Below are 20,424 nucleotides of genomic sequence, written 5' to 3' on the forward strand. Positions count from 1 at the left end.
ATCTGCTGGGGGCCTTCGCTGTTTCCTTGACCTGTGTATGATTCGGCCGGTTACAACCCCCGAATAGGAGAACACCCCAGATGGACATCCTCAGCGGCCTCGCCACCTACATCAGCACCATGATCTCTGCTCTGGCCAGCGGCTCGGGCGACTGAGTCATCGGCAACCGGACTCTCTGCCGTCGGCGAGTTCACAGTACTTTCACAACCCACAGCTAGCCGTTGTGCAGCCAGAATCCGGATGATGGAGGGTACGCCGGTGGAGCTGCCCCCGGAGCAGTGACGAAAGGGATCCCCATGGTGGTGCTCACAGCACCCAACCAGGAGACGACGACGCCGACCGTTTCGGCTACGACGTCCGGCTTCCGCTGGCGTCGGCTGTTCCTACCGGCTACCTACGGCTACGGGGCGCTGCTCATCCTGGTGACCGTGCTGGTCTCGGTGCTGAGCAACTCCGCGCAGACTCGGGTCATGCTGCACGCCAGCACGAATCTGTACAACCTGCTGAACGGCCACATCGGCACACTGCTGTCCAGCGCGCTGCTGATCGGCGATACCGACACCTCACTGCTGGTTCTGCCGCTGCTGATCTGTCTGCTCGCCCTGGCCGAGCTCAAATTCGGCGCGAGCCGCCTGATTCGCATATTTCTCGCCGGACACCTCGGATCGACGCTGCTGGTCGCATTCGGGCTCTGGGTGGCGGTCCAGGCCCACTGGCTGCCGCTGGAGATCACGCACGCCGAGGACGTCGGCATCAGTTACGGCTCGATGGCGCTGATCGGGGCCTTCCTGGTCCTGATGCCGTCGCGTTGGCGGCCGACCTGGGCGATCACCTGGCTCGCCGTCGCCGTCGCCGGTGTGGCGATGGGACGCTCCTTCACCAATGTCGGGCATCTGCTGTCCGTATCCATCGGTCTGCTGGTGGGCCTGTGGTTGATCCGCGGCGGCCGGACGGTTCCGCAGCGTTTCAAGCGGATCGAGATCGTGCTGCTGGTCATCGCGACTCTGCTCGGATACACGATCCTCGTGGGCTGAACAGCGCACAGCTGAGGAAGGTGTCCATGGTCGGGGTGATGACGGCCGAGCGGGCACAGAGCGGAATATCTTCTGTCATCGCAGTTCTGCGTCGGCGACACTGGCTGCCGGTCACCGTCGGCTATGTGGCGGCGCTGATCGTGGTCGCGGTGATCTACGCGCGGGTCGGGCCCGATGTTCAGGCTCGAATCCTGGCGGGCACCAGTACGAATCTCGACAATCTTCGGCACGGCCGTCTCGGGACGCTGCTGTCCAGCGCGTTCGTCATCGGGGATACCGATTCGACGATCACGAATGTCCCGCTGCTGGCCTGTCTGCTGGCACTGGTGGAACTGCGATTCGGTGCGCTGCGGGCGATCTGGACCTTCCTGGCCGGTCATATCGGCGCGACGCTGCTGGTGGCGGTCGGCCTGTGGGTGGGGATCGGTATGCACTGGCTGCCCAGCAGCATCGGTGATTCCGAGGATGTGGGGATCAGTTACGGCGTCATGACGCTGTTCGGCTCGCTCGTCGTGCTCGTGCCGAAGGGCCGGCGGATTCCGTGGGCCGCGGTGTGGCTGGTGATCGCGGTGAAGGGGGTGGTCGACATCCGGGATTTCACCAGTGTCGGTCATCTGCTGTCCTACCTGATCGGTACCGGGATCGGGGTGCTGATGATCGCCCGCGGTCGGTACGCGGAACGTCGGATGAGTTGGTTCGATCCGGTTCCGCTGGTGGCTGCTTCGGCGCTGGCGGTGTCGTTTCTGCTGAATTGACCCGGCGTCGCGGATCGTAGGTGGCCCTTGCTGATCGGGGCTGTGCGGCGGTCGCCTAGAGTGCCTGGGGTGCGCCTCGTGATTGCTCGTTGTCAGGTCGACTACGTGGGTCGGCTCACCGCTCATCTCCCGATGGCTCGACGTCTGCTACTGATGAAGGCGGACGGATCCGTACTCGTACATTCGGACGGCGGCTCCTACAAGCCGCTGAACTGGATGAGTCCGCCGTGCTGGCTGGAGGAGCGCGATGCCGCGTCCGATGGCGGCGCCTCCGTGGCTGCGGACGGTGCCGCTCCGGACGCCGAGGTGAGCGTCGCCGAACCCGCCAAGCTGTGGGTGGTGACCAACAAGGCCGGTGAGGAACTGCGCATCACCGTCGAGGAGATCGAGCACGACACCTCGCACGAACTCGGTGTCGATCCCGGGTTGGTGAAGGACGGCGTCGAGGCGCATCTGCAGGAACTGCTGGCCGAGCACATCGAAACCCTCGGTGCCGGTTATACATTGATCCGTCGCGAGTACATGACCGCGATCGGTCCGGTCGACATCCTGTGCCGGGACGCCGACGGCGCGACGGTCGCGGTGGAGATCAAGCGGCGCGGTGAGATCGACGGCGTCGAACAGCTCACCCGCTACCTCGAACTGCTCAATCGTGACCCGCTGCTCGCTCCGGTGAGTGGCGTCTTCGCGGCGCAGCAGATCAAGCCGCAGGCTCGCACCCTCGCCACCGATCGCGGAATACGCTGTGTCACACTCGATTACAACGCCCTCCGCGGTACAGAGAGCGACGAGTTCCGCCTCTTCTGACGAGTGAGTGATTTCCGTCACGCCTCAACGAGTTCTGATTGCCCACAGGGCAAATCCTCTGAACCTGCTACGTAACAACTGATTTCGTACGCACATGGGTAACTCCTCGGGAACCCCTGCAACGCAACCGAATACCTGACCGTCGGCCCGACAACGCAAGTCTCCCCGCGCCTGACGGCACGCTGAAGTCCCGGAGAGGCGGGGGAGTGAGGCGGACAGGCTCAGCTCCAGCGGCGGGTGATGGTTCTGGTGTGGCGGCCTCGCCAGCAGCCGGTGTGCCAGTGGCGGCGGTCATCTTCGCCGCCTACTGCGGCCCAGGCGACGATATGTGCTGTGCCCGGGGGGATTTCGTGATCGCAGCCGGGGCAGCGGTAGGTCTTCACCGCGCGGGAGCCCGGAATCGTGCGCACCACATAGGTTTCCGCGCCGCCGGGGCCGTTTTCAGTGCGTCCGAAGACGTCGCCGATCGGACGCGGCTCCCTCGGGGACCGCGCCGAGGATCTCCTGGGACTCGGTTTCCGGCGAGGCATGACATGTCGAGGGTAACCCGGCGGACAACTAAAGAAGGCCGCCCCCCTTGCGGGGGGCGGCCTTGGAACGGATATCTGTCGCCCGGGTGGGACCAGTGCTACTAGTGTGCGACTTCCGCGCTCTCGCGCTGCTCTTCGTCGACGACCTCATCCTCGGCATCACGCATCTCGGGGATGGCCTTCTGCTGGCGTCCGGACCCGGACTGCTTGCTGGACAGCGACCGCGGTTCGGGGGCGCCGTCGAGCAGTTCGCTCTCGCGGTTGACCGCGGCGAGCATGGCCGGAACGGAATCGAGCTGGCCGCGAATTCCCAAGAGCTGAGCCAGAACTCGGCCGCGCAGCACGCGCATCTCCTCGGCGAGTTCCTTGGCGTGGGCGATCTTGCGGTCGGCCTGCTGGGTGGCGTTTCCGACCAGACGGTTGGACTCGTCGGTCGCATCCTTGATGCGCTGCGCGGCGTCGGAGCGGCTGGTGGCCTCCAGCTCCTCCATGGCGCGGGTCAGCTTGGTGCGCCGGTCGGCCATGCTGACCTCGAAGTCCTGCTGCGCGGCCTTGCGCTTGGCCTCGGCCTCCTTGGTGAGGCGATCGGCCTCGGCCGTGGCGGCCTCGACGATCTTGGCGGACTCGGTCCGCGCGTTGGCGAGGGTCTGCTCGAACTCGATCTCGAGCGCCTCGCGCTTCTCCTTGGTCTCGGCCAGCAGCGATTCGTACTTACCACGCATTTCGGTGGCCTGCTGTTCGGCGATGGAGACCATCTCGGCGGCTTCGGCCTGGGCCTGCGCGCGGACCTCGGACGCCTCGTCGGAGGCCAGACGGAGCATGCGCGAGATACGGTCGCTCATGCCCTCCGCGGTGGTCGGGGGGACTGACAGACGGTCGACTTCCTTACGCAGCTCATCGATTTCGTCACGCGCATCCTCCAGCTGGGCGGCCAGGTTCCGGGCCTGGGCAGCGGCGGCATCGCGGTCGGTGGCGGTGACCCTCAGTTCGGCATCGAATCGGTCGAAGTAATTGCGAACTTCATCGCGGTCATACCCCTTCCGGACCACGGTAAAGGGCAACGCGACGAAGCGATTGCGATCGGGCTCAGTGGACGACATGCCCCACAAACTACCGCTTGCGCGCGTGCCATGGTGACCCGACCGCGAATGTCGTTACGAAAGGTTTTCGCGGTCGGATTGCGGTACTAGTGAGTAGGATTCGCGTTCGGCTCGACGAGCTCGATGAGCACACCGCCAGCATCCTTGGGGTGCAGGAAATTGATGCGCGAGCCCGCGGTGCCCGGACGCGGTGCGTCGTAGAGCAGGCGTACGCCCCGGTCTCGGAGATTGTTCGAAACGGCGTCGATATCGGTCACGCGGTAAGCCAGCTGCTGCAGCCCCGGACCGTTGCGATTGATGAATTTTGCAATGGTCGATTCCTCGTTGAGGGGAGCCAGCAACTGCAGAGCAGTCGACCTGTCTCCGGCAGCGGGCAGCGACAGCATTGCCTCGTGCACCCCCTGGCCCTCGTTGACCTCACGGTGCGTCTCGATCATACCGAGCTTTTCGGAGTACCAGGCCACAGCTGCGTCGAGATCCGGGACGGCGATGCCGACATGGTCCACGGCGATCACATAGTCGGCGGGAATGAATTCGGTCTTTTCGGAAGTGCTCACCTTTCGAACGGTAGCGCGCACCACCGTGGTGCTGTCGAGAGTGCCCGGGTTACCGTGGAGTATCGAGCGGTTACGTCCCGCCCGTACGCTGCATCGACTCGAGAAGTGAGGCTCATCGTGACCACCACCTCCGTCATCGTCTCCGGCGCCCGCACACCGGTTGGTCGGTTGCTCGGTGGGCTCGCCGGATTCTCCGGTTCCGACCTGGGCGGATTCGCGATCAAGGCCGCGCTGGAGAAGGGCGGAGTTGCCCCCGAGTCGGTCGACTACGTGATCATGGGCCAGGTGCTGACCGCTGGTGCGGGGCAGATCCCGGCCCGGCAGGCCGCGGTGGCCGCGGGTATCCCGATGGACGTTCCGGCGCTGACGGTGAACAAGGTGTGTCTGTCGGGTATCAACGCGATCGCGTTGGCGGATCAGCTGATTCGCGCCGGTGAGTACGAGATCGTGGTGGCCGGCGGGCAGGAGTCGATGACGCAGGCGCCGCATCTGCTGGAGAAGAGCCGGGAGGGCTTCAAGTACGGCGATGTGACGTTGCGCGACCACATGGCCTTCGACGGGCTGCACGACATCTTCACCGATCAGGCGATGGGCCTGCTGACCGAGCAGCGCAACGACGTCGATCGCATCAGTCGCGAGGATCAGGACGCGTTCGCCGCGGCCTCGCATCAGAAGGCGGCCGCGGCGTGGAAGAACGGCGTGTTCGACGACGAGGTGGTTCCGGTCGCCGTCCCGCAGCGCAAGGGTGATCCGGTGCTGTTCGGGCAGGACGAGGGCATTCGCGCGGACACCACGGCCGAGTCGCTGGGCAAGCTGCGTCCGGCGTTCCGCAAGGACGGCACGGTCACCGCCGGTTCCGCCTCGCAGATCTCCGACGGCGCGGCCGCGGTGGTCGTGATGAGCAAGGCCAAGGCGCAGGAACTCGGCCTGAGCTGGATCGCGGAGATCGGCGCCGCGGGTGTGGTGGCCGGTCCGGATTCCACCCTGCAGGAGCAGCCCGCCAACGCGATCGCCAAAGCCTGTGCGCGCGAAGGTATTTCGCCCGCCGACCTGGATGTGGTGGAGATCAACGAAGCCTTCGCCGCGGTCGGCGTGGCCTCGACCCGCAAGCTCGGCATCGACCCGGAGAAGGTGAACGTCAACGGCGGCGCGATCGCGATCGGCCACCCGCTGGGCATGTCCGGCGCGCGCATCGTGCTGCACCTCGCGCTCGAGCTGAAGCGTCGCGGCGGCGGTGTCGGCGCGGCGGCCCTGTGCGGTGGCGGCGGTCAGGGTGACGCTCTGATCGTGAAGGTGTAGCCCGGCAGGGGGTCGCGACAGCCGAGATTCGTTCGGGTGGATCTCGGCTGTATGACCGGCTCTCTCGATGCGGTACGGCTTCCCGGATGTGGGAAGTTGCGAAATCCTCTGTCGCCGACTGCCCCTAGGTTCGGTGAGGCACGGTGTCCGGCGTGTGGGGGGAACTCGGCGCGCCGGATGCGACATGAGAGAGAAAAGGCTCAATTTTGATCAACACCCGAAAGTTCATCGCTGTCTGTGCCGCCGCGCTCGGGATCTCCGCCGGTGCGGCGGCACTCGTCCCGGCCACGGCCTCCGCGGCGGCGCCGTACGGCGGCCAGTGCGGTGCGGGCTTCAACGTCGTCGACAAGCATGAGCTGAAGGCAGGCACGATCTTCCTCACCTACAACGGCAGGACCAACTGCGTGGTCACCGTGCGGGACCACGCGGGTGCGGCGATCCCGATGGGCGCCGCGGTTCGGCAATCGAAGGACCACTCGGCGGTGGTCATCAACGACGGGCACAAGTTCACCGACTTCGCCTTCGCGAAGGTCGAGGCGCAGGGCAAGTGCATCGACTGGGGCGGCTACATCGGGGACGACCTCTGGCAGCAGTTCAACGTGCACTGCGGCCGCTGATCCGCGTTTTCCTGAGAGAATGGGCACACCCACTACGAAGCGTCGTAGCCATTGGGCACAATGGGGAGTCATGGGCGAGATCTTCGACGTGAGCACCCTGGCCAAGCGGGTGCGACTTTTCGGCATCCTCGAGGTGTTCGGGTGGGTGCTGCTGTTCATCGGCATGTACTTCAAGCACGGGGTGACACCACCGGTCGAATGGCCGCTCATGGTGTTCGGCATGGTGCACGGGATCATCTTCCTGGCGTACGCGTTCAGCTTGCTGATGGCGTGGCGGGAGTTCGAGTGGCCGGGGCGCACGATCCTGCTCGGGCTCGTCTCGACGGTGATCCCGTTCACCTCGTTCTTGTTCGAGCGGTGGGCCATCCGGTCCGGACAGTTGGGCGAATTGAGCCCGGCCCAGGCACCTGCCGCCGCGGGCTCGTGACAAACTGGAAGCTGTGACTCGACCAGCTGCACGTCGTCCCTCGCCCGCCGCTGCTGCCGCCATGTCCGGCGCGGTGGATCTGTCCAGCTTGAAACAGCCTGCTGCCACCGATGTTCCGAGTGATCACGCGGTCACCGAGGCCAATTTCGAGACTCAGGTGCTGCGTCGCTCGATGCAGGTGCCGGTGGTCGTGGTGCTGTACTCGCAGCGCAGTCCGGGCAGCGTGGAGCTGGTGAAGCTGTTCGAGCGGCTGGTCGGCGAGGCCGACGGCGGCTGGGACCTGGCGACCGTGGAGGCCGAGCCGAATATGCGCATCGCGCAGGCGTTCGGTGTGCAGGGCATTCCGACGGTGGTCGCGGTGGCCGGTGGTCAGCCGCTGGCCGACTTCCAGGGCGCTCAGCCCGAGCCGCAGGTCAAGCAGTGGCTCACGGCGGTGATGGAGGCCGTGCGCGGGCAGTTGCCCGATTCGCCGGACGGTCCGCAGCCCGAGCCCGAGGATCCGCGTTTCACCGCGGCCGAGGAGGCACTGGACCGCGGTGACGTCGAGGGCGCGATCAGCGCCTACGAGGCGATTCTTGCCGCCGAACCGGCCAATGCGGAGGCCAAGGCCGCGCTGCGGCAGGTTCGCTTCTACTCGCGCACGCAGGGGCTGCCGCAGGATGCGATCGCCCGTGCCGATGCGGATCCGGCCGATATCGATGCCGCCTTCGCCGCCGCGGATATGGAACTGTTCAACAGCGAGCCCGATGCGGCCTTCACCCGCTTGATCAACCTGATCAAGCGCACCGCCGGCGATGATCGCAATCGTGTGCGCACGCGGCTGGTGGAGCTGTTCGAGCTGTTCGACACCGCGGACCCGGTGGTCGTCGCGGCCCGCCGCAAACTGGCGAGCGCGCTGTACTAGACGCCGGACGTGAGATTTTTCACGTCCGATATCTGTTCGGGGGCGAGCCAGATCCCGCTGTTGGGCGCGAGGGTGATCGCGGCCGAGACGGGCCGGTTGTGCCAGGGGATCTCGGCGGTGTCCACGCCGCCGAGGTTGCCGATTCCGCTGCCACCGTAGGGGATCGCGTCGGTGTTCAGGATTTCGCGCCAGTGGCCCGATACGGGCAGGCCGACGCGGTAGTCGCGGTGTTCGGAGCCGGAGAAGTTGTAGAGGCAGGCTATCGGCGAGCCATCGCTGGCGTAGCGCAGAAAGGCCAGCACATTGTGGTCCCGGTCGTCGGCCTCGATCCAGGCGTAGCCGCCGGGGGAGGTGTCCTGGGTCCACAGCGCCGGGTGGGCGCGGTAGGCGGTGTTGAGATCGGCGACGAGGGTGCGGATGCCCGCGTGCAGCGGATTGTCCAATTCGTGCCAGTCCAGGCCGCGATCGTGTGACCATTCGCGGAACTGTCCGAAGTCCTGGCCCATGAACAGCAACTGTTTGCCGGGATGTGACCACATGTATGCCAGCAGTGCTCGTACGCCGCACGCCTTGGCGAAATCGTCGCCCGGCATGCGCGTCCACAGCGTCCCCTTGCCGTGGACGACCTCGTCGTGACTGATCGGCAGGACGTAGTTCTCACTCCACGCGTAGACCGCGGAGAAGGTGATCTCGTTGTGATGCCAGCTGCGGTGCACCTGATCGCGGCCGAGATAGCCGAGGGTGTCGTGCATCCAGCCCATGTTCCACTTCATGGTGAAGCCCAGGCCGCCGACGTCGGTGGGACGGGTGACGCCCGGCCAGGTGGTGGACTCCTCGGCGATGGTGACCACGCCCGGATGCCGGGCGTGCACCGTAGCGTTCATCTCCTGCAGGAACTGCGCGGCTTCCAGATTCTCCCGGCCGCCGTGGATATTGGCCTCCCAGCCGCCTTCGGGGCGTGAGTAGTCCAGGTAGAGCATGGAGGCGACGGCGTCCACGCGCAGGCCGTCGATGTGGAATTCCTCGAGCCAGTACAGCGCGTTGGCCACCAGGAAGTTGCGGACCTGGTTGCGGCCGAAGTCGAAAACGTAGGTGCCCCAGTCCAATTGCTCACCCCGGCGCGGGTCGGGATGCTCGTACAGGGGTGCGCCGTCGAAGCGGGCCAGGGCCCATTCGTCGCGCGGGAAGTGCGCCGGAACCCAGTCCAGCAGAACGCCGATGCCCGCGGCGTGCAGGATGTCCACGAAGGCGCGAAAGTCGTCGGGGGCGCCGAATCTGGCGGTCGGGGCGTAGTACGAGGTGACCTGGTAGCCCCAGGATCCGCCGAAGGGGTGTTCGGCGATCGGCAGCAGTTCGACATGGGTATAGCCCTGTGCGCGAACGTATTCGGCGAGTCTGGTGCCCATCTCGCGATAGCCGTGTCCGGGCTGCCACGAGCCCAGGTGCACTTCGTAGATGCTCATCGGGGCGCGGGTCGGATCGGCGGCGCCTCGGGCGCGTATCCACTCCTGATCGTGCCAGCTGTAGGAGCTTTCGGTGATGACCGAGGCCGTGGCGGGGGGTACTTCCGTGGCGAAGGCGAGTGGGTCGGCGTGTTCGACGATGCCGCCGTCCGCGCCGTGCACCCGGAACTTGTATTTATCGCCCGGCCCGAGCCCGGTGACGAACACCTCCCACACGCCCGAGCCGCCGAGCCGCCGCATGGGGGCGGTGTTGCCGCTCCAGCCGTCGAAATCGCCGATCACGCTGACGCCGCGGGCGTTCGGGGCCCACACCGCGAAGGAGGTGCCCGCGACCTCGCCGTCGAGGGTGGTGTATCGGCGCGGATGCGCGCCCAGGACCTCCCAGAGCCGTTCGTGCCTGCCTTCGCCGATCAGGTGCAGATCCAGGTCGCCGAGGGTGGGGAGGAATCGGTAGCCGTCGGCGTCCAGGACCGTGCGGCCGCCGGGATAGGAGGTCAGCAGGCGGTAGTCCCACAGCTCGGGATACGGCACGATGCCCTCGAACAGGCCGTGCTCCACGTGCTTCAGCAGATGATCCTGGTCGCCGATCCGGGCGGACACCGAATCCGCGTGCGGCCGAAGGGCTCTGACGACGGTGCCGTCGGGATGCGGGTGCGCGCCCAGCACCGAGTGCGGATCCGGGTGGGTGCCCGCGGCCAGCAGGAGCAGATCGCGCCGATTCACCGGAATGTCCTGCGGTAGGCCAACTCCGCGCGGGCGGCCGCCGAGACCGGCGGCAGCGCGATGATGTGCGCGACGGCCCGGACCGGGTCCAGACGTACGTAATTGGTTTGGCCCCAGTGGTATTCCTCACCGCTCACCTCGTCCATGACGACCGGATGGTCGTGCCATTCGCGGCCGATCGCGGGCATGTCGAGCGAGAGCATGCCGTCCTCGGCTCCGAACGGGTCCAGATTCACCACGACCAGTACCGCGTCGCCGGTGGCCGGATCCACCTTCGAATAGGCCAGCAGTGCGTCGTTGTCCACGTGATGCACGCTCAGACAGCGCAATTGCTGCAGGGCCGGGTGGGCGCGGCGGATCTCGTTGAGTCTGGTCAGCCAGGGTTCGAGCGATTCACCGCGCGCGGCGGCCTCGGCGAACGGACGCGGGCGCAGCTCGTACTTCTCCGAGTCGAGATACTCCTCGCTGCCCGGCCGCACCGCCTGATGTTCGAACAGTTCGAAACCCGAGTACACGCCCCAGGCCGGGCCCATCGTCGCGGCCAGCACCGCGCGGACGGCGAACATGCCCGGACCGCCGTGCTGCAGGCTCTCGTGCAGGATGTCGGGGGTGTTGACGAACAGGTTCGGTCGCGCCTCGTCGGCCTTGGCGGCCAGTTCCAGGGCGAATTCGGCGAGTTCGTGTTTGCCGGTGCGCCAGGTGAAATACGTGTAGGACTGGGTGAACCCGCGCCGGGCCAGGCCGTACATCCGGGCGGGGCGGGTGAACGCCTCGGACAGGAAGATCACGCCCGGGTCGTCGCGGTGCACCTGCGCGATCAGCCATTCCCAGAAGTCGGCGGGCTTGGTGTGCGGGTTGTCGACGCGGAAGATGGTGACGCCCAGCGAGATCCAGTACCGGACCACGCGCAGCACCTCGGCGTAGAGGCCGTCCGGATCGTTGTCGAAGTTGATCGGGTAGATGTCCTGGTACTTCTTCGGCGGATTCTCCGCGAAGGCGATGGTGCCGTCCGGCAGGGTGGTGAACCATTCGGGATGTTCGGTGACCCACGGATGGTCCGGGGCACACTGCAGCGCCAGATCCAGGGCCACCTCGAGCCCGAGTTGCCGTGCGACGTCGACGAATTCGGTGAAATCCGCGACGTCGCCGAGGTCCGGATGGATCGCGTCGTGCCCGCCCGCGGCCGAGCCGATCGCCCAGGGGGAGCCGACGTCGTCGGGTTCGCAGGTCAGAGAGTTGTTGCGGCCCTTGCGGTTCACCTTGCCGATCGGGTGGATCGGCGGCAGGTACACCACGTCGAAACCCATCGCGGCGATGCGGTGCAGCTCCTTCGCGGCGGTGGCGAAGGTGCCGTGCACGGGAGCGCCGTCGGCGTCCCGGCCGCCGGTGGAGCGGGGGAAGAATTCGTACCACGAGCCGCACAGGGCACGGCGGCGTTGCACCTGGACGGTGAATTGCGGTCCGCGGGTGACCAATTCGCGTAGCGGGTGGGCGCGCAGGATCTCGGCCACCTCGGCGCCGAACGCCGGGGCCACGCGCGCGGGCAGCTGGTCGTCGCTGCGCAGTGCGGTCGCGGCCGCGCGCAGACGTTCCCACTGTTTCTTCGGAACCGCCTGTGCCGCACGGTCGAACAGGCGTGCGCCGAGTTCCAGATCGTTGGCCAGATCCGCGGCACTCTGGCCGACGGCCAGTTTCGCCTCCACCGCCGCACGCCATCCCGCGATCGGATCGCTCCAGCCCTCGATGCGATAGGTCCACGCACCCGGCTCGGTGGGGGTGAACACGGCGTTGAACACATCGGGTTCGTAGTCTGGGGACATGCGGATGCGCTGCGTGCGCGAACTGCCCGGGGCGCGCACCGCGAGGGTCGCGGCGACGGCGTCGTGCCCTTCGCGCCAGACCACGGTGCGAACCGGGAACACCTCACCGACCACGGCCTTGGCCGGGTATCGCCCCGGTCCTAGGGCAGGGGCGGTGTCATCGATGGCGATGCGACCGGTCACGGCGTCAACCGTACCGGTAATCCGGACATGTTCGCGCCGATGACGGCGGACGGGTGGCTGCCGGGTGGCGGGAATCGATATGGGACGGTAGGACCGAAGCGGAACGCTCGCCTCTCTTTCGCGGCGGGCACGACGACGGCGAAAACACAGGAGGACCCACCATGACCGCAGTGCACGGCGTGTCGGTAGACATCCAGACTCCCGACGGCGTTGCCGATGCTTATGTGGCTCATCCCGACGACGGCGCCGCGCATCCGGGCGTGATCGTCTACCAGGATGCGTTCGGCCTGCGGCCCGCGCTGCGCGCGGTGGCCGATCGCATCGCTTCGCACGGCTACACGGTTCTGGTGCCGAACGCCTTCTACCGGGCGGGCCGCGCACCGCTGTTCGATCTGCCGGACCCGATCGATCTGAAGTCGCGGCCGGAGATCTTCGAGAAGATCCGGCCGCAGATGCAGGCGCTGACGCCCGAGGTCGTGAAGTCCGATTCGGCCGCGTACCTGGACTGGATGGCGGCATCGGAGCTGGTCAGTGACGGTCCGGTCGGTCTGACCGGATACTGCATGGGCGGGCGGCTGGTGCTGTTCACCGCGGCCGCGCATCCCGATCGGGTGGCGGCCGGTGGCTGTTTCCACACCGGTGGACTGGTCACCGACGGCCCCGACAGCACTCATCTGATGGTCGAGCCGATCACCGCGGAGCTGTTCTTCGGCTACGCCGACAACGACCAGGGGGCGACTCCCGAGCAGATCGAGACGTTCGGCAAGGCGCTGGACGCGGCGGGCGTCACGCACACCTCCGAGGTGTACGAGGGCTCGATCCACGGTTACACCCAGGCCGACACCGAGGCGTACAGCGCCGAGGCGGCCGAGCGTCACTACCGCGATCTGCTCGCGCTGCTCGATCGCACGCTGGGCTCGAAGTAGTTCCGTCCGGTTCCCGGGCCGCCGCGTAGGACCGATACGGCGGCCCGGGAATTCGATGAGTACAGGTCAGAGCCCTGCGGCGGGGTTGTTCGGTGCCGCGTGCGCCATCCTCGCCGTGTAGGTTCTACCCAATGAAGGCATTGCGTCGCTTCACCGTCCGTGCCCATCTGCCCGAGCGACTGTCCGCGCTCGGCGAACTCGCCACGAATCTGCGCTGGTCCTGGCATGCCCCGACGCAGGACGTGTTCGCCGAACTGGATCCGCGGCTGTGGGTGGAGCTCGGGCGCGATCCGGTGCGGATGCTGGGGGAGGTCCCGGCCGAACGCTTGGACGAACTGGCCGCCGACGAGGCGTACCTGCGCACGGTCGACGCCGCCGCGGCCGATCTGCAGGACTATCTGACCAGGCCGCGTTGGTTCGGCCGACAGGATCAGGGCCCGCGGTGCATCGCGTACTTCTCGATGGAGTTCGGCGTCACCGAGGTGCTGCCGAACTACTCCGGCGGATTGGGAATCCTGGCCGGTGACCATCTGAAAGCGGCGTCGGATCTGGGACTTCCGCTGATCGGCGTCGGGTTGCTGTACCGCTCAGGGTATTTTCGGCAGTCGCTGACCGCCGACGGCTGGCAGCGCGAACATTATCCGGATCTGGATCCGCAGGGGTTGCCGCTGCGGCTGCTCGCCGGCGCCGATGGTTCTCCGGTCCTGGTGCACGTGCCGATGCCCGAGGGGCGGGTGCTGCGGGCACGGGTGTGGATCGCCCAGGTGGGGCGGATTCCGTTGCTGCTGTTGGATTCCGACATCGCCGACAACGATCCCGAGTTGCGCGCGGTCACCGACCGGCTGTACGGCGGCGATCAGGACCATCGGATCAAGCAGGAGATTCTGGCCGGAATCGGCGGAGTGCGCGCGGTGCGGGCGTTCACCCGCGCGCACGGGCTGCTCGATCCGGATGTGTTCCACATGAACGAGGGGCACGCCGGATTTCTGGGGATCGAGCGGATTCGCGAATTCATGTCCGGCGGAATGGATTTCGACGCCGCGCTGACCGCAGTGCGGGCCGGGACGGTGTTCACCACGCACACCCCGGTGCCCGCGGGAATCGACCGGTTCGCCGGTGCGCTGGTGCGGCGGTATTTCGGCGGGGATCACGGGGAACGCGAATCTCCGCTGCTGCCGGGGGTTTCGGTGGATCGCATCGTGGCGCTGGGCCGGGAGGCCGATCCATCGGTGTTCAACATGGCTCATCTGGGGTTGCGGCTGGCTCAGCGCGCCAACGGCGTCTCGCAACTGCACGGCGCGGTCAGCCGGAGTATGTTCGCGCCGCTGTGGCCCGGATTCGATCCGGCCGAGGTGCCGATCGGCTCGGTCACCAACGGCGTGCACGCGCCGACTTGGGCCGCGCGCGAATGGATCGACAAGGCAAGGGAATTCGTCGGGCCGGAACTGGTCGAGGAGGCGCGCGGCTGGGAACGGTTGCACGACGTCGATCTGCGCGAGCTGTGGTCGACCCGAAATGCGTTGCGCGGCATTCTGGTCGACGAGGTGCGTCGGCGGGTGCGGGCCTCGTGGCTCGAGCGGGGCGCGGCTCCGGCCGAACTGGGTTGGGTGGACGAGGTTTTCGACCCGGCGGTGCTGACCGTCGGGTTCGCTCGCCGGGTGCCGACCTACAAACGCCTGACTCTGATGCTGCGCGACCCGGAACGGCTGCGCGGCATGCTGACCGATCCCGACCGTCCGGTGCAGCTGGTGGTCGCCGGTAAGAGCCATCCGGCCGATGACGGCGGTAAGGGGCTGATCCAGCAGGTGGTGCGCTTCGCCGACGACATCGGCGTGCGGCATCGCATCGTCTTCCTGCCCGATTACGACATGTCGATGGCTCGGTACCTGTACTGGGGATGCGATGTGTGGCTGAACAATCCGCTGCGTCCGCTCGAAGCGTGCGGTACGTCGGGGATGAAGGCCGCGCTCAACGGCGGACTCAACCTATCGATCCGGGACGGTTGGTGGGACGAGATGTACGACGGCGAGAACGGCTGGGCCATCCCCACCGCGGACGGCGTGCGCGACGAGCACCGCCGCGACGACCTGGAGGCCGCGGCGCTGTACGAGACGATGGAACGCGCTGTGCTGCCGCGCTTCTACGAGCGCGACCACGACGGGGTGCCGGTGCGCTGGATGGAGATGGTCCGCCACACGCTGCAGACCCTCGGGCCGAAGGTGCTGGCCTCCCGCATGGTCCGCGACTACGCGGTCGGCTACTACGCACCCGCCGCGGCCTCGTATGCCGCTGTGGCACAGGACGATTTCGCCGGAGCACGGGAGCTGGCCGAATACCGCCGCCGGATCGAAGCGGCCTGGCCGCAGGTCAAGGTGCTCCAGGTGGACAGCTCCGGTCTGGCCGACATCCCGGTCATCGGCAACGAACTGTCCCTGCGCGCCCGCATCGATCTGGCGGGTCTGACCCCCGCCGATGTCACCGTGCAGGCGGTGCTGGGCCGCGTCGACACGGATGACGACCTGTCCGAGGTCACCGATATCGAGATGACGCACGTCGGAAGTGATTCCGGGACGGAGATCTTCACTGTCGAGACCCCCGTTCCGCTCTCGGGCGCGGTCGGCTTCACCGTCCGGATCCTGCCGCGGCATCGGTTGTTGTCCGGTCCCGCCGAACTCGGTCTGGTGGTCTCACCGAGTCCCTGAGCCGGTTCCCGCCTTGCGACCGGGCGCTCAGATCGGTTGGGTGAGTGTGCGTTTGAGGATCTTGCCGGTGGCGTTGCGGGGGAGGGCGTCCAGGAACATGACGTCGCGGGGGACCGAGAAGCGGCCCAGGCGGCGTCGGATGTAGACGCGGATCATATCCGGGTCCAGGGCGAAGCCGTCGCGGGTGACGATGAAAGCGGCCAGGCGCTGGCCGAATTCGCGATCGGGGACGCCGATCACCGCGACCTCGCTGACCTGCGGCAGATGGGACAGCGCCTCCTCCACCGGCCGCGGGAAGACGTTCTCGCCGCCGGAGATGATCATCTCGTCGTCGCGTCCGGCCACGAACAGTCGTCCCGCGGCGTCCAGGTAACCGACATCGCCCGTGTCGAGCAAGCCGTCGGCCTCCGAGGGCGGATCGGCATCGGTGTAGCCGTCGAACAGCATGTGGTTGCCGATGAAGATGTGCCCGGTCGCGCCGATCGGGACGGGGCGCAGATCATCGTCCAGCACAGCGATTTTCGTGCCCAGTGGAGGACGTCCGGCGGTGGTCGGTGAGATGCGCAGATCGGCCGGATCGGCGATACTCGCCCAGGACACTTCGGTGGATCCGTAGAAGTTGTAGAGGATGTCGCCGAAGGTGTCCATGAAGCGCAGCACCGCCGCGCCGGGCAGCGGTGCACCGCAACTGGCCACCACACGCAGGCTCGAGGTGTCGTAACGCGCTCGCACCGAGGCGGGCAGATCCAGGATCCGGTGCACCATCACCGGGACGACGATCAGTGTGGTGACCCGGAATTCGGCGATCATGCGCAGGCAGTCCTGGGCGTCGAAATGTTCGGGCAGGACCACCGTCGCGCGCAGCGGCGTACTGATCTGCAGGGCCGCCAGACCCCAGGTGTGGAACACCGGCGCGGGAATCAGCATCGTCTCGTTCATCCGCAGTGGGATGCGGGACAGCACCGCCGCGACGGTGCCGAATCCCTTGGGATGCGGTCGCACAGCGCCTTTCGACCTGCCGCTGGTGCCCGAGGTCAGCACGACCAGTCGGCCGTGATCCTTCGGCTTGGTGAAATCGCCTGTGCCGGAGTTGATCAGATCCTCGACCGTGCGGCGGTCGGGAAGCATGCCGTCGTCCACGGTGTGGTAGCACGGCAGATCCTGCGGGATGAACCGCAGTAGATCCTCCAGCTCCGGATCGGCGAACAGCACTGCCAGTCGGTGGTTTTCGGCGATCTGGGCGATTCGTTCGGCCGGTAGACCGGTATTGAACAGCACCGCCTCGACGCCGAGTTTACTTGCGGCGGACATGACCTCGACCATCTCGGCGCTGTTGCGGGACAGCACGCCGATGGCGTCTCCGGCTGTCAGACCCATACCGGCCAGTGCGCTCGCGAGTGCGTGACTGCGGGTGTGCACCTCGCGGAACGTGCGCTCGCCCCGGTCGTCGATGATCGCGGTGCGGCGCGGGGAGTGCGCGGCCGCGGCCGCGTAGCCGCCCGCCAGGGTGAAACCCCAGGCGGCCAGGCCGCTGAGCTGTTTGATCATCCGGTCCGGGCGCAGGGTGCGCACGACACCCGTGGCCAACATCTGCCGAGCGACTCCGGCCTGCAGGCGTATCGAGGACTCCTCACCGTTGGCCAGGATCGAGGTCGGGACGCGGTCGGCGAGGTCGACCATGCGCTTCAGCCCGGCCGTGATCCATTCGACGACAGCCGAATTCGACAGCGCGGGCACCAGCGGATGCACCCGGGCGGGCGCGAAGCAGGTGATGACGACCTGCGTGCCCGCGGACGCCCCGCGCAGCCGGATCGCGGCGAAACTGCGCTGGGCCGGGCACTGCAGCTCGACGGTGTGTGCCTCGCGGTTCAGGACCAGCCGGACGTCCAGGACACGGATCTCGGTATCGGCACCGCCCACGCGCATGCGCCAACTCGGTGGGCCGTCGATGGTCTCCACCGGATCACATGCGCCGATGCCCGGGAACAGTCGGGGGTAGGTCTCCGGGTCCGCGAGCAGCTTCCACAGAACTCGGGGAGAGATTGCGAGATCGGCACTCGCGTCGACGATTTCGGTAACCACACACTTGCACTTCTGGCTGGGCCGGTTCGACAGCTCGGTTCGGCGGCTGACGTATTTGTAACGGGCCGCGCACGACTGGTCAAGGCGAACTAAATATTAGGTGAATCATGCATTAAATTGCAGGTGGGTTGCATGTGTTCACACGTCACAGATACCCCTGGACGGGTGTGGTTGTCAACTATTCGCCGGCGAGGCGTCGGGAAGCCGATATCCGCCCGCCTCGCCACGCCGTCATCGTCGGACAGGTTGTTGTGTCAGTACGCGTTTGAGGATGTTGCCGCTGGCGTTGCGGGGGAGCGCGTCGATGACCACGACATCGCGCGGCACCCAGGCGCGCCCGAGTCGAACCCGGATGTAATCGCGGATCGCATCGGCGTCGATGACATAGCCCGGCCGCGCGACGATGAAGGCCGAGAGTCGTTGGCCCGATTCGCGATCCGGTCCGCCCACCACCGCGCTCTCGCTGATCTGCGGCAGGTGCGCCAGCGCCTCCTCCACCGGGCGCGGGTAGACGGTCTGGCCGTCGCAGACGATCAATTCCTCTGCGCGGGCGACGACGAACAGTCGTCCGACCGCATCGACGTACCCCACATCGCCGGTGTCGATCATGCCGTCCACCTCCTCCGGCGGCGGCGCGTCGATATACCCCTCGGTCAGCAGATGGTGGCCGACGAACACCCGTCCGATCGCGCCCACCGGCAGCAGCCGCGAATCATGATCCAGCACAGCGAATTTCGCGCCGAGCGGCGGACTTCCCGCGGTGGTGGGCGAGACCCGCAGATCGGCCGGTTCGGCGATCGCGCCCAGGGACACCTCGGTCGATCCGTAGATGGTGTAGAGGATCTCGCCGAAGATCTCGGTGAACCGCAGCACCGTCGCCTCCGACAATGGTGCGCCGCCGCAGGTTACGACCTCCAGGCTGGACAGGTCGTACCGCGCCCGGACCGAAGCGGGCAGATCGAGGATGCGCTCCACCATGATCGGCACGACGATCAGCGTGCGCACCCGATGCTCGGCGATCAGGCGCAGGCACTCCGCGGCATCGAAGCGATCCAGCAGCACCACCTGGGCCCGCAGCGGGAGGCTGATGTGCATGGCCGCCAGGCCCCAGGAATGGGATAGCGACGCCGCGATCAGCATGGTCTCGTTCATCACGAACGGCAGGCGCGACAGCAGCGCCGCGATCGAGGAGAATCCGCGCGGCTGCGGGCGGACCGCCACCTTCGCGGGGCCGGAGGTGCCCGCCGTCAGCAGGATCTGCCGACCGGGATGGTCCGGTTTGCCGACATCGCCTCTGCCCGCAGCGATCAGCTCCTCCACGCCGATCTGGTCCGGGCGGGCAGGATCGCTGAACGTGCTGAAGCGCATCACGTCCGGCGGTACGTACGCCGTCAAGGGTGCCAACTCCGGATCGGCGAATATCGCTGCCATCCGGTGGCTCTCGGCCAGGGAGGCGATCCGCTGCGCGGGCAGCCAGGTGGTCAGGAAGATCAGATCGGCGCCGAGTTTGGCCACGGCCGTGACGATTTCGATCATCTCGAGGTGGCTGCGCGCGAGCAGGCCGACGACATCGCCCGCGCCGATACCCTGCTCGGCCAGTGCCGTCGCGAGACGCCCCGAGCGGGCGTGGATGTCGCCGAAGCTGCTCGCACCCCGATCGTCCACCACGGCAATGCGTTTCGGGGTATGTCCGGCCATCGCCGCATAGCCGCCCGCGAGGGTGAATCCGTAGGTGGCCAGGCCGTTGATCTGTTTGTACATCCGGTCGGGCCGGATGCTGCGCAGCACGCCGGTGGACAGGATCTGCATCGCGACCCCGGCCTGGGTGCGCACCGTGGAATCCTCGCCGTTGAGCACCATCGAGGTCGGCGCGCCGCGCACGAGATCGACCAGTCGATGCAGTCCGAACGAGATCCATTCCGCCGCAGCGGCATTGGGCAGACTGGGCATGAGTGGATGCACGCGGTCGGGAGCGACGCAGGTGATGGTGGCGCGCGTGCGATCGGCGCTGCCGGACAGGGCCACCGCGGCGAAACTGCGTCGCTCGGTGCACTGCAACTCCAGGGTGCCCGCCGCGCGATCGGCGATCACCCGGACGTCGAGGATGTGGATCTCGGTGTCGCTGCCGCCGATGCGCATGCGCCACACGGGGCGTCCGTCGACGATCTCGTGCACATCGCACGCGCCGATACCGGGAAAGACCCTCGCGTAGTTACGCGGATCGGTCAGCAGATCCCACAGGACCCCGGGGGCGATCGCGAGATCGGCGCTCGCATCGACGATTTCTGTAACCACTCACTTTGCAATTCTGACGTGGCCGGTTCGACGGGCTCGGTTCGGCGGATAACGTATTTGTAACGGCCCGCTGGGGAACGGTCAATAACTTGCATATACGAGGGGAATTCTGCATTTAATTGCCCGCCGATTGCGTCTGTCGAATATCCGAAGTAATTCGGTGATCGACCGGCCAGCCATGTGTTCGCTGGCCTGGATCG

Annotated in this window: 16 protein-coding genes; 9 read left to right on the forward strand and 7 right to left on the reverse strand. The window is 66.9% G+C overall.

Going from position 1 to position 20,424, the window contains the following annotated elements:
• The first annotated feature begins 296 nt into the window (after positions 1-296).
• The 3 genes from ON40_RS46350 (at position 297) to nucS (ending at position 2,596) form a co-directional block, all read left to right on the forward strand.
• Complete coding sequence (locus ON40_RS46350) at positions 297-1,034, forward strand: rhomboid-like protein (RefSeq protein ID WP_051194619.1); 738 nt, start codon at positions 297-299, stop codon at positions 1,032-1,034.
• Between the two features lie 26 nt (positions 1,035-1,060).
• The gene (locus ON40_RS46355) at positions 1,061-1,789 is read left to right on the forward strand and encodes a rhomboid-like protein (RefSeq protein WP_157186835.1); all 729 of its coding nucleotides are present in this window, start codon (positions 1,061-1,063) and stop codon (positions 1,787-1,789) included.
• Between the two features lie 69 nt (positions 1,790-1,858).
• Positions 1,859-2,596: an endonuclease NucS gene (gene nucS, locus ON40_RS46360; protein WP_040832384.1), complete on the forward strand. Its 738-nt coding sequence runs from the start codon at positions 1,859-1,861 to the stop codon at positions 2,594-2,596.
• 221 nt (positions 2,597-2,817) lie between these two features.
• On the opposite strand, the gene ON40_RS55365 is transcribed toward nucS, so the two are convergent.
• From ON40_RS55365 to mce, 3 genes are all read right to left on the reverse strand, one after another.
• Entirely contained in the window at positions 2,818-3,126 is a 309-nt protein-coding gene (locus tag ON40_RS55365; RefSeq protein ID WP_083896455.1) for an Rv1322 family protein, read from the reverse strand.
• A gap of 101 nt (positions 3,127-3,227) precedes the next feature.
• Positions 3,228-4,226 (reverse strand): coiled-coil domain-containing protein, encoded by a 999-nt coding sequence (locus tag ON40_RS46365; protein ID WP_040832385.1) that lies wholly within the window; start codon positions 4,224-4,226, stop codon positions 3,228-3,230.
• Between the two features lie 86 nt (positions 4,227-4,312).
• Positions 4,313-4,783, reverse strand: a complete 471-nt coding sequence (mce, locus tag ON40_RS46370; protein ID WP_040832386.1) for a methylmalonyl-CoA epimerase — start codon at positions 4,781-4,783, stop codon at positions 4,313-4,315.
• A 117-nt stretch (positions 4,784-4,900) separates the two neighbouring features.
• Here mce and ON40_RS46375 point away from each other — a divergent pair, with 117 nt between their 5' ends.
• The 4 genes from ON40_RS46375 (at position 4,901) to ON40_RS46390 (ending at position 8,030) form a co-directional block, all read left to right on the forward strand.
• Complete coding sequence (locus tag ON40_RS46375; protein ID WP_040832644.1) at positions 4,901-6,082, forward strand: acetyl-CoA C-acetyltransferase; 1,182 nt, start codon at positions 4,901-4,903, stop codon at positions 6,080-6,082.
• A gap of 206 nt (positions 6,083-6,288) precedes the next feature.
• Positions 6,289-6,699, forward strand: coding sequence for a hypothetical protein (locus ON40_RS46380; RefSeq protein WP_051194622.1), 411 nt, complete (start codon positions 6,289-6,291; stop codon positions 6,697-6,699).
• 70 nt (positions 6,700-6,769) lie between these two features.
• Positions 6,770-7,126, forward strand: coding sequence for a DUF3817 domain-containing protein (locus ON40_RS46385; RefSeq protein WP_040832387.1), 357 nt, complete (start codon positions 6,770-6,772; stop codon positions 7,124-7,126).
• Positions 7,127-7,187: 61 nt separating this feature from the next.
• Positions 7,188-8,030 (forward strand): tetratricopeptide repeat protein, encoded by an 843-nt coding sequence (locus ON40_RS46390; protein ID WP_040832389.1) that lies wholly within the window; start codon positions 7,188-7,190, stop codon positions 8,028-8,030.
• On the opposite strand, the gene glgB is transcribed toward ON40_RS46390, so the two are convergent.
• Both glgB and ON40_RS46400 read right to left on the reverse strand, forming a co-directional pair.
• A complete protein-coding gene (gene glgB, locus ON40_RS46395) occupies positions 8,027-10,216 on the reverse strand; it encodes a 1,4-alpha-glucan branching protein GlgB (RefSeq protein WP_051194623.1) in 2,190 nt (729 codons plus the stop codon). The two genes, ON40_RS46390 and glgB, sit on opposite strands and share 4 nt — an antisense overlap.
• Entirely contained in the window at positions 10,213-12,219 is a 2,007-nt protein-coding gene (locus ON40_RS46400) for an alpha-1,4-glucan--maltose-1-phosphate maltosyltransferase (protein ID WP_040832391.1), read from the reverse strand. The genes glgB and ON40_RS46400 overlap by 4 nt, the downstream gene beginning before the upstream one ends.
• A 161-nt stretch (positions 12,220-12,380) precedes the next feature.
• On the opposite strand from ON40_RS46400, the gene ON40_RS46405 reads away from it, so the two are divergent.
• Together ON40_RS46405 and glgP are read left to right on the forward strand one after the other, a co-directional pair.
• Positions 12,381-13,145 (forward strand): dienelactone hydrolase family protein, encoded by a 765-nt coding sequence (locus ON40_RS46405; RefSeq protein ID WP_040832393.1) that lies wholly within the window; start codon positions 12,381-12,383, stop codon positions 13,143-13,145.
• A gap of 131 nt (positions 13,146-13,276) precedes the next feature.
• The gene (glgP, locus tag ON40_RS46410; RefSeq protein ID WP_040832395.1) at positions 13,277-15,847 is read left to right on the forward strand and encodes an alpha-glucan family phosphorylase; all 2,571 of its coding nucleotides are present in this window, start codon (positions 13,277-13,279) and stop codon (positions 15,845-15,847) included.
• Between the two features lie 27 nt (positions 15,848-15,874).
• Here glgP and ON40_RS46415 read toward each other — a convergent pair whose 3' ends face one another.
• Complete coding sequence (locus tag ON40_RS46415; protein ID WP_040832397.1) at positions 15,875-17,929, reverse strand: AMP-binding protein; 2,055 nt, start codon at positions 17,927-17,929, stop codon at positions 15,875-15,877.
• Between the two features lie 231 nt (positions 17,930-18,160).
• Positions 18,161-20,224, reverse strand: a complete 2,064-nt coding sequence (locus ON40_RS46420) for an AMP-binding protein (RefSeq protein WP_040832400.1) — start codon at positions 20,222-20,224, stop codon at positions 18,161-18,163.
• Between the last annotated feature and the right edge of the window lie 200 nt (positions 20,225-20,424).

The organism is Nocardia jiangxiensis NBRC 101359, from assembly GCF_000308615.1.
Taxonomy (GTDB): Bacteria; Actinomycetota; Actinomycetes; order Mycobacteriales; family Mycobacteriaceae; genus Nocardia; species Nocardia jiangxiensis.

Excerpts from the sequence above, each read along its gene's own strand:
- ON40_RS46350 (WP_051194619.1), top strand. The coding sequence starts at position 297 with ATGGTGGTGCTCACAGCACCCAACCAGGAGACGACGACGCCGACCGTT.
- ON40_RS46355 (WP_157186835.1), top strand. The coding sequence starts at position 1,061 with ATGGTCGGGGTGATGACGGCCGAGCGGGCACAGAGCGGAATATCTTCT.
- ON40_RS55365 (WP_083896455.1), bottom strand. The coding sequence starts at position 3,126 with ATGCCTCGCCGGAAACCGAGTCCCAGGAGATCCTCGGCGCGGTCCCCG.
- ON40_RS46365 (WP_040832385.1), bottom strand. The coding sequence starts at position 4,226 with ATGTCGTCCACTGAGCCCGATCGCAATCGCTTCGTCGCGTTGCCCTTT.
- ON40_RS46385 (WP_040832387.1), top strand. The coding sequence starts at position 6,770 with ATGGGCGAGATCTTCGACGTGAGCACCCTGGCCAAGCGGGTGCGACTT.
- ON40_RS46390 (WP_040832389.1), top strand. The coding sequence starts at position 7,188 with ATGTCCGGCGCGGTGGATCTGTCCAGCTTGAAACAGCCTGCTGCCACC.
- ON40_RS46405 (WP_040832393.1), top strand. The coding sequence starts at position 12,381 with ATGACCGCAGTGCACGGCGTGTCGGTAGACATCCAGACTCCCGACGGC.
- glgP (WP_040832395.1), top strand. The coding sequence starts at position 13,277 with ATGAAGGCATTGCGTCGCTTCACCGTCCGTGCCCATCTGCCCGAGCGA.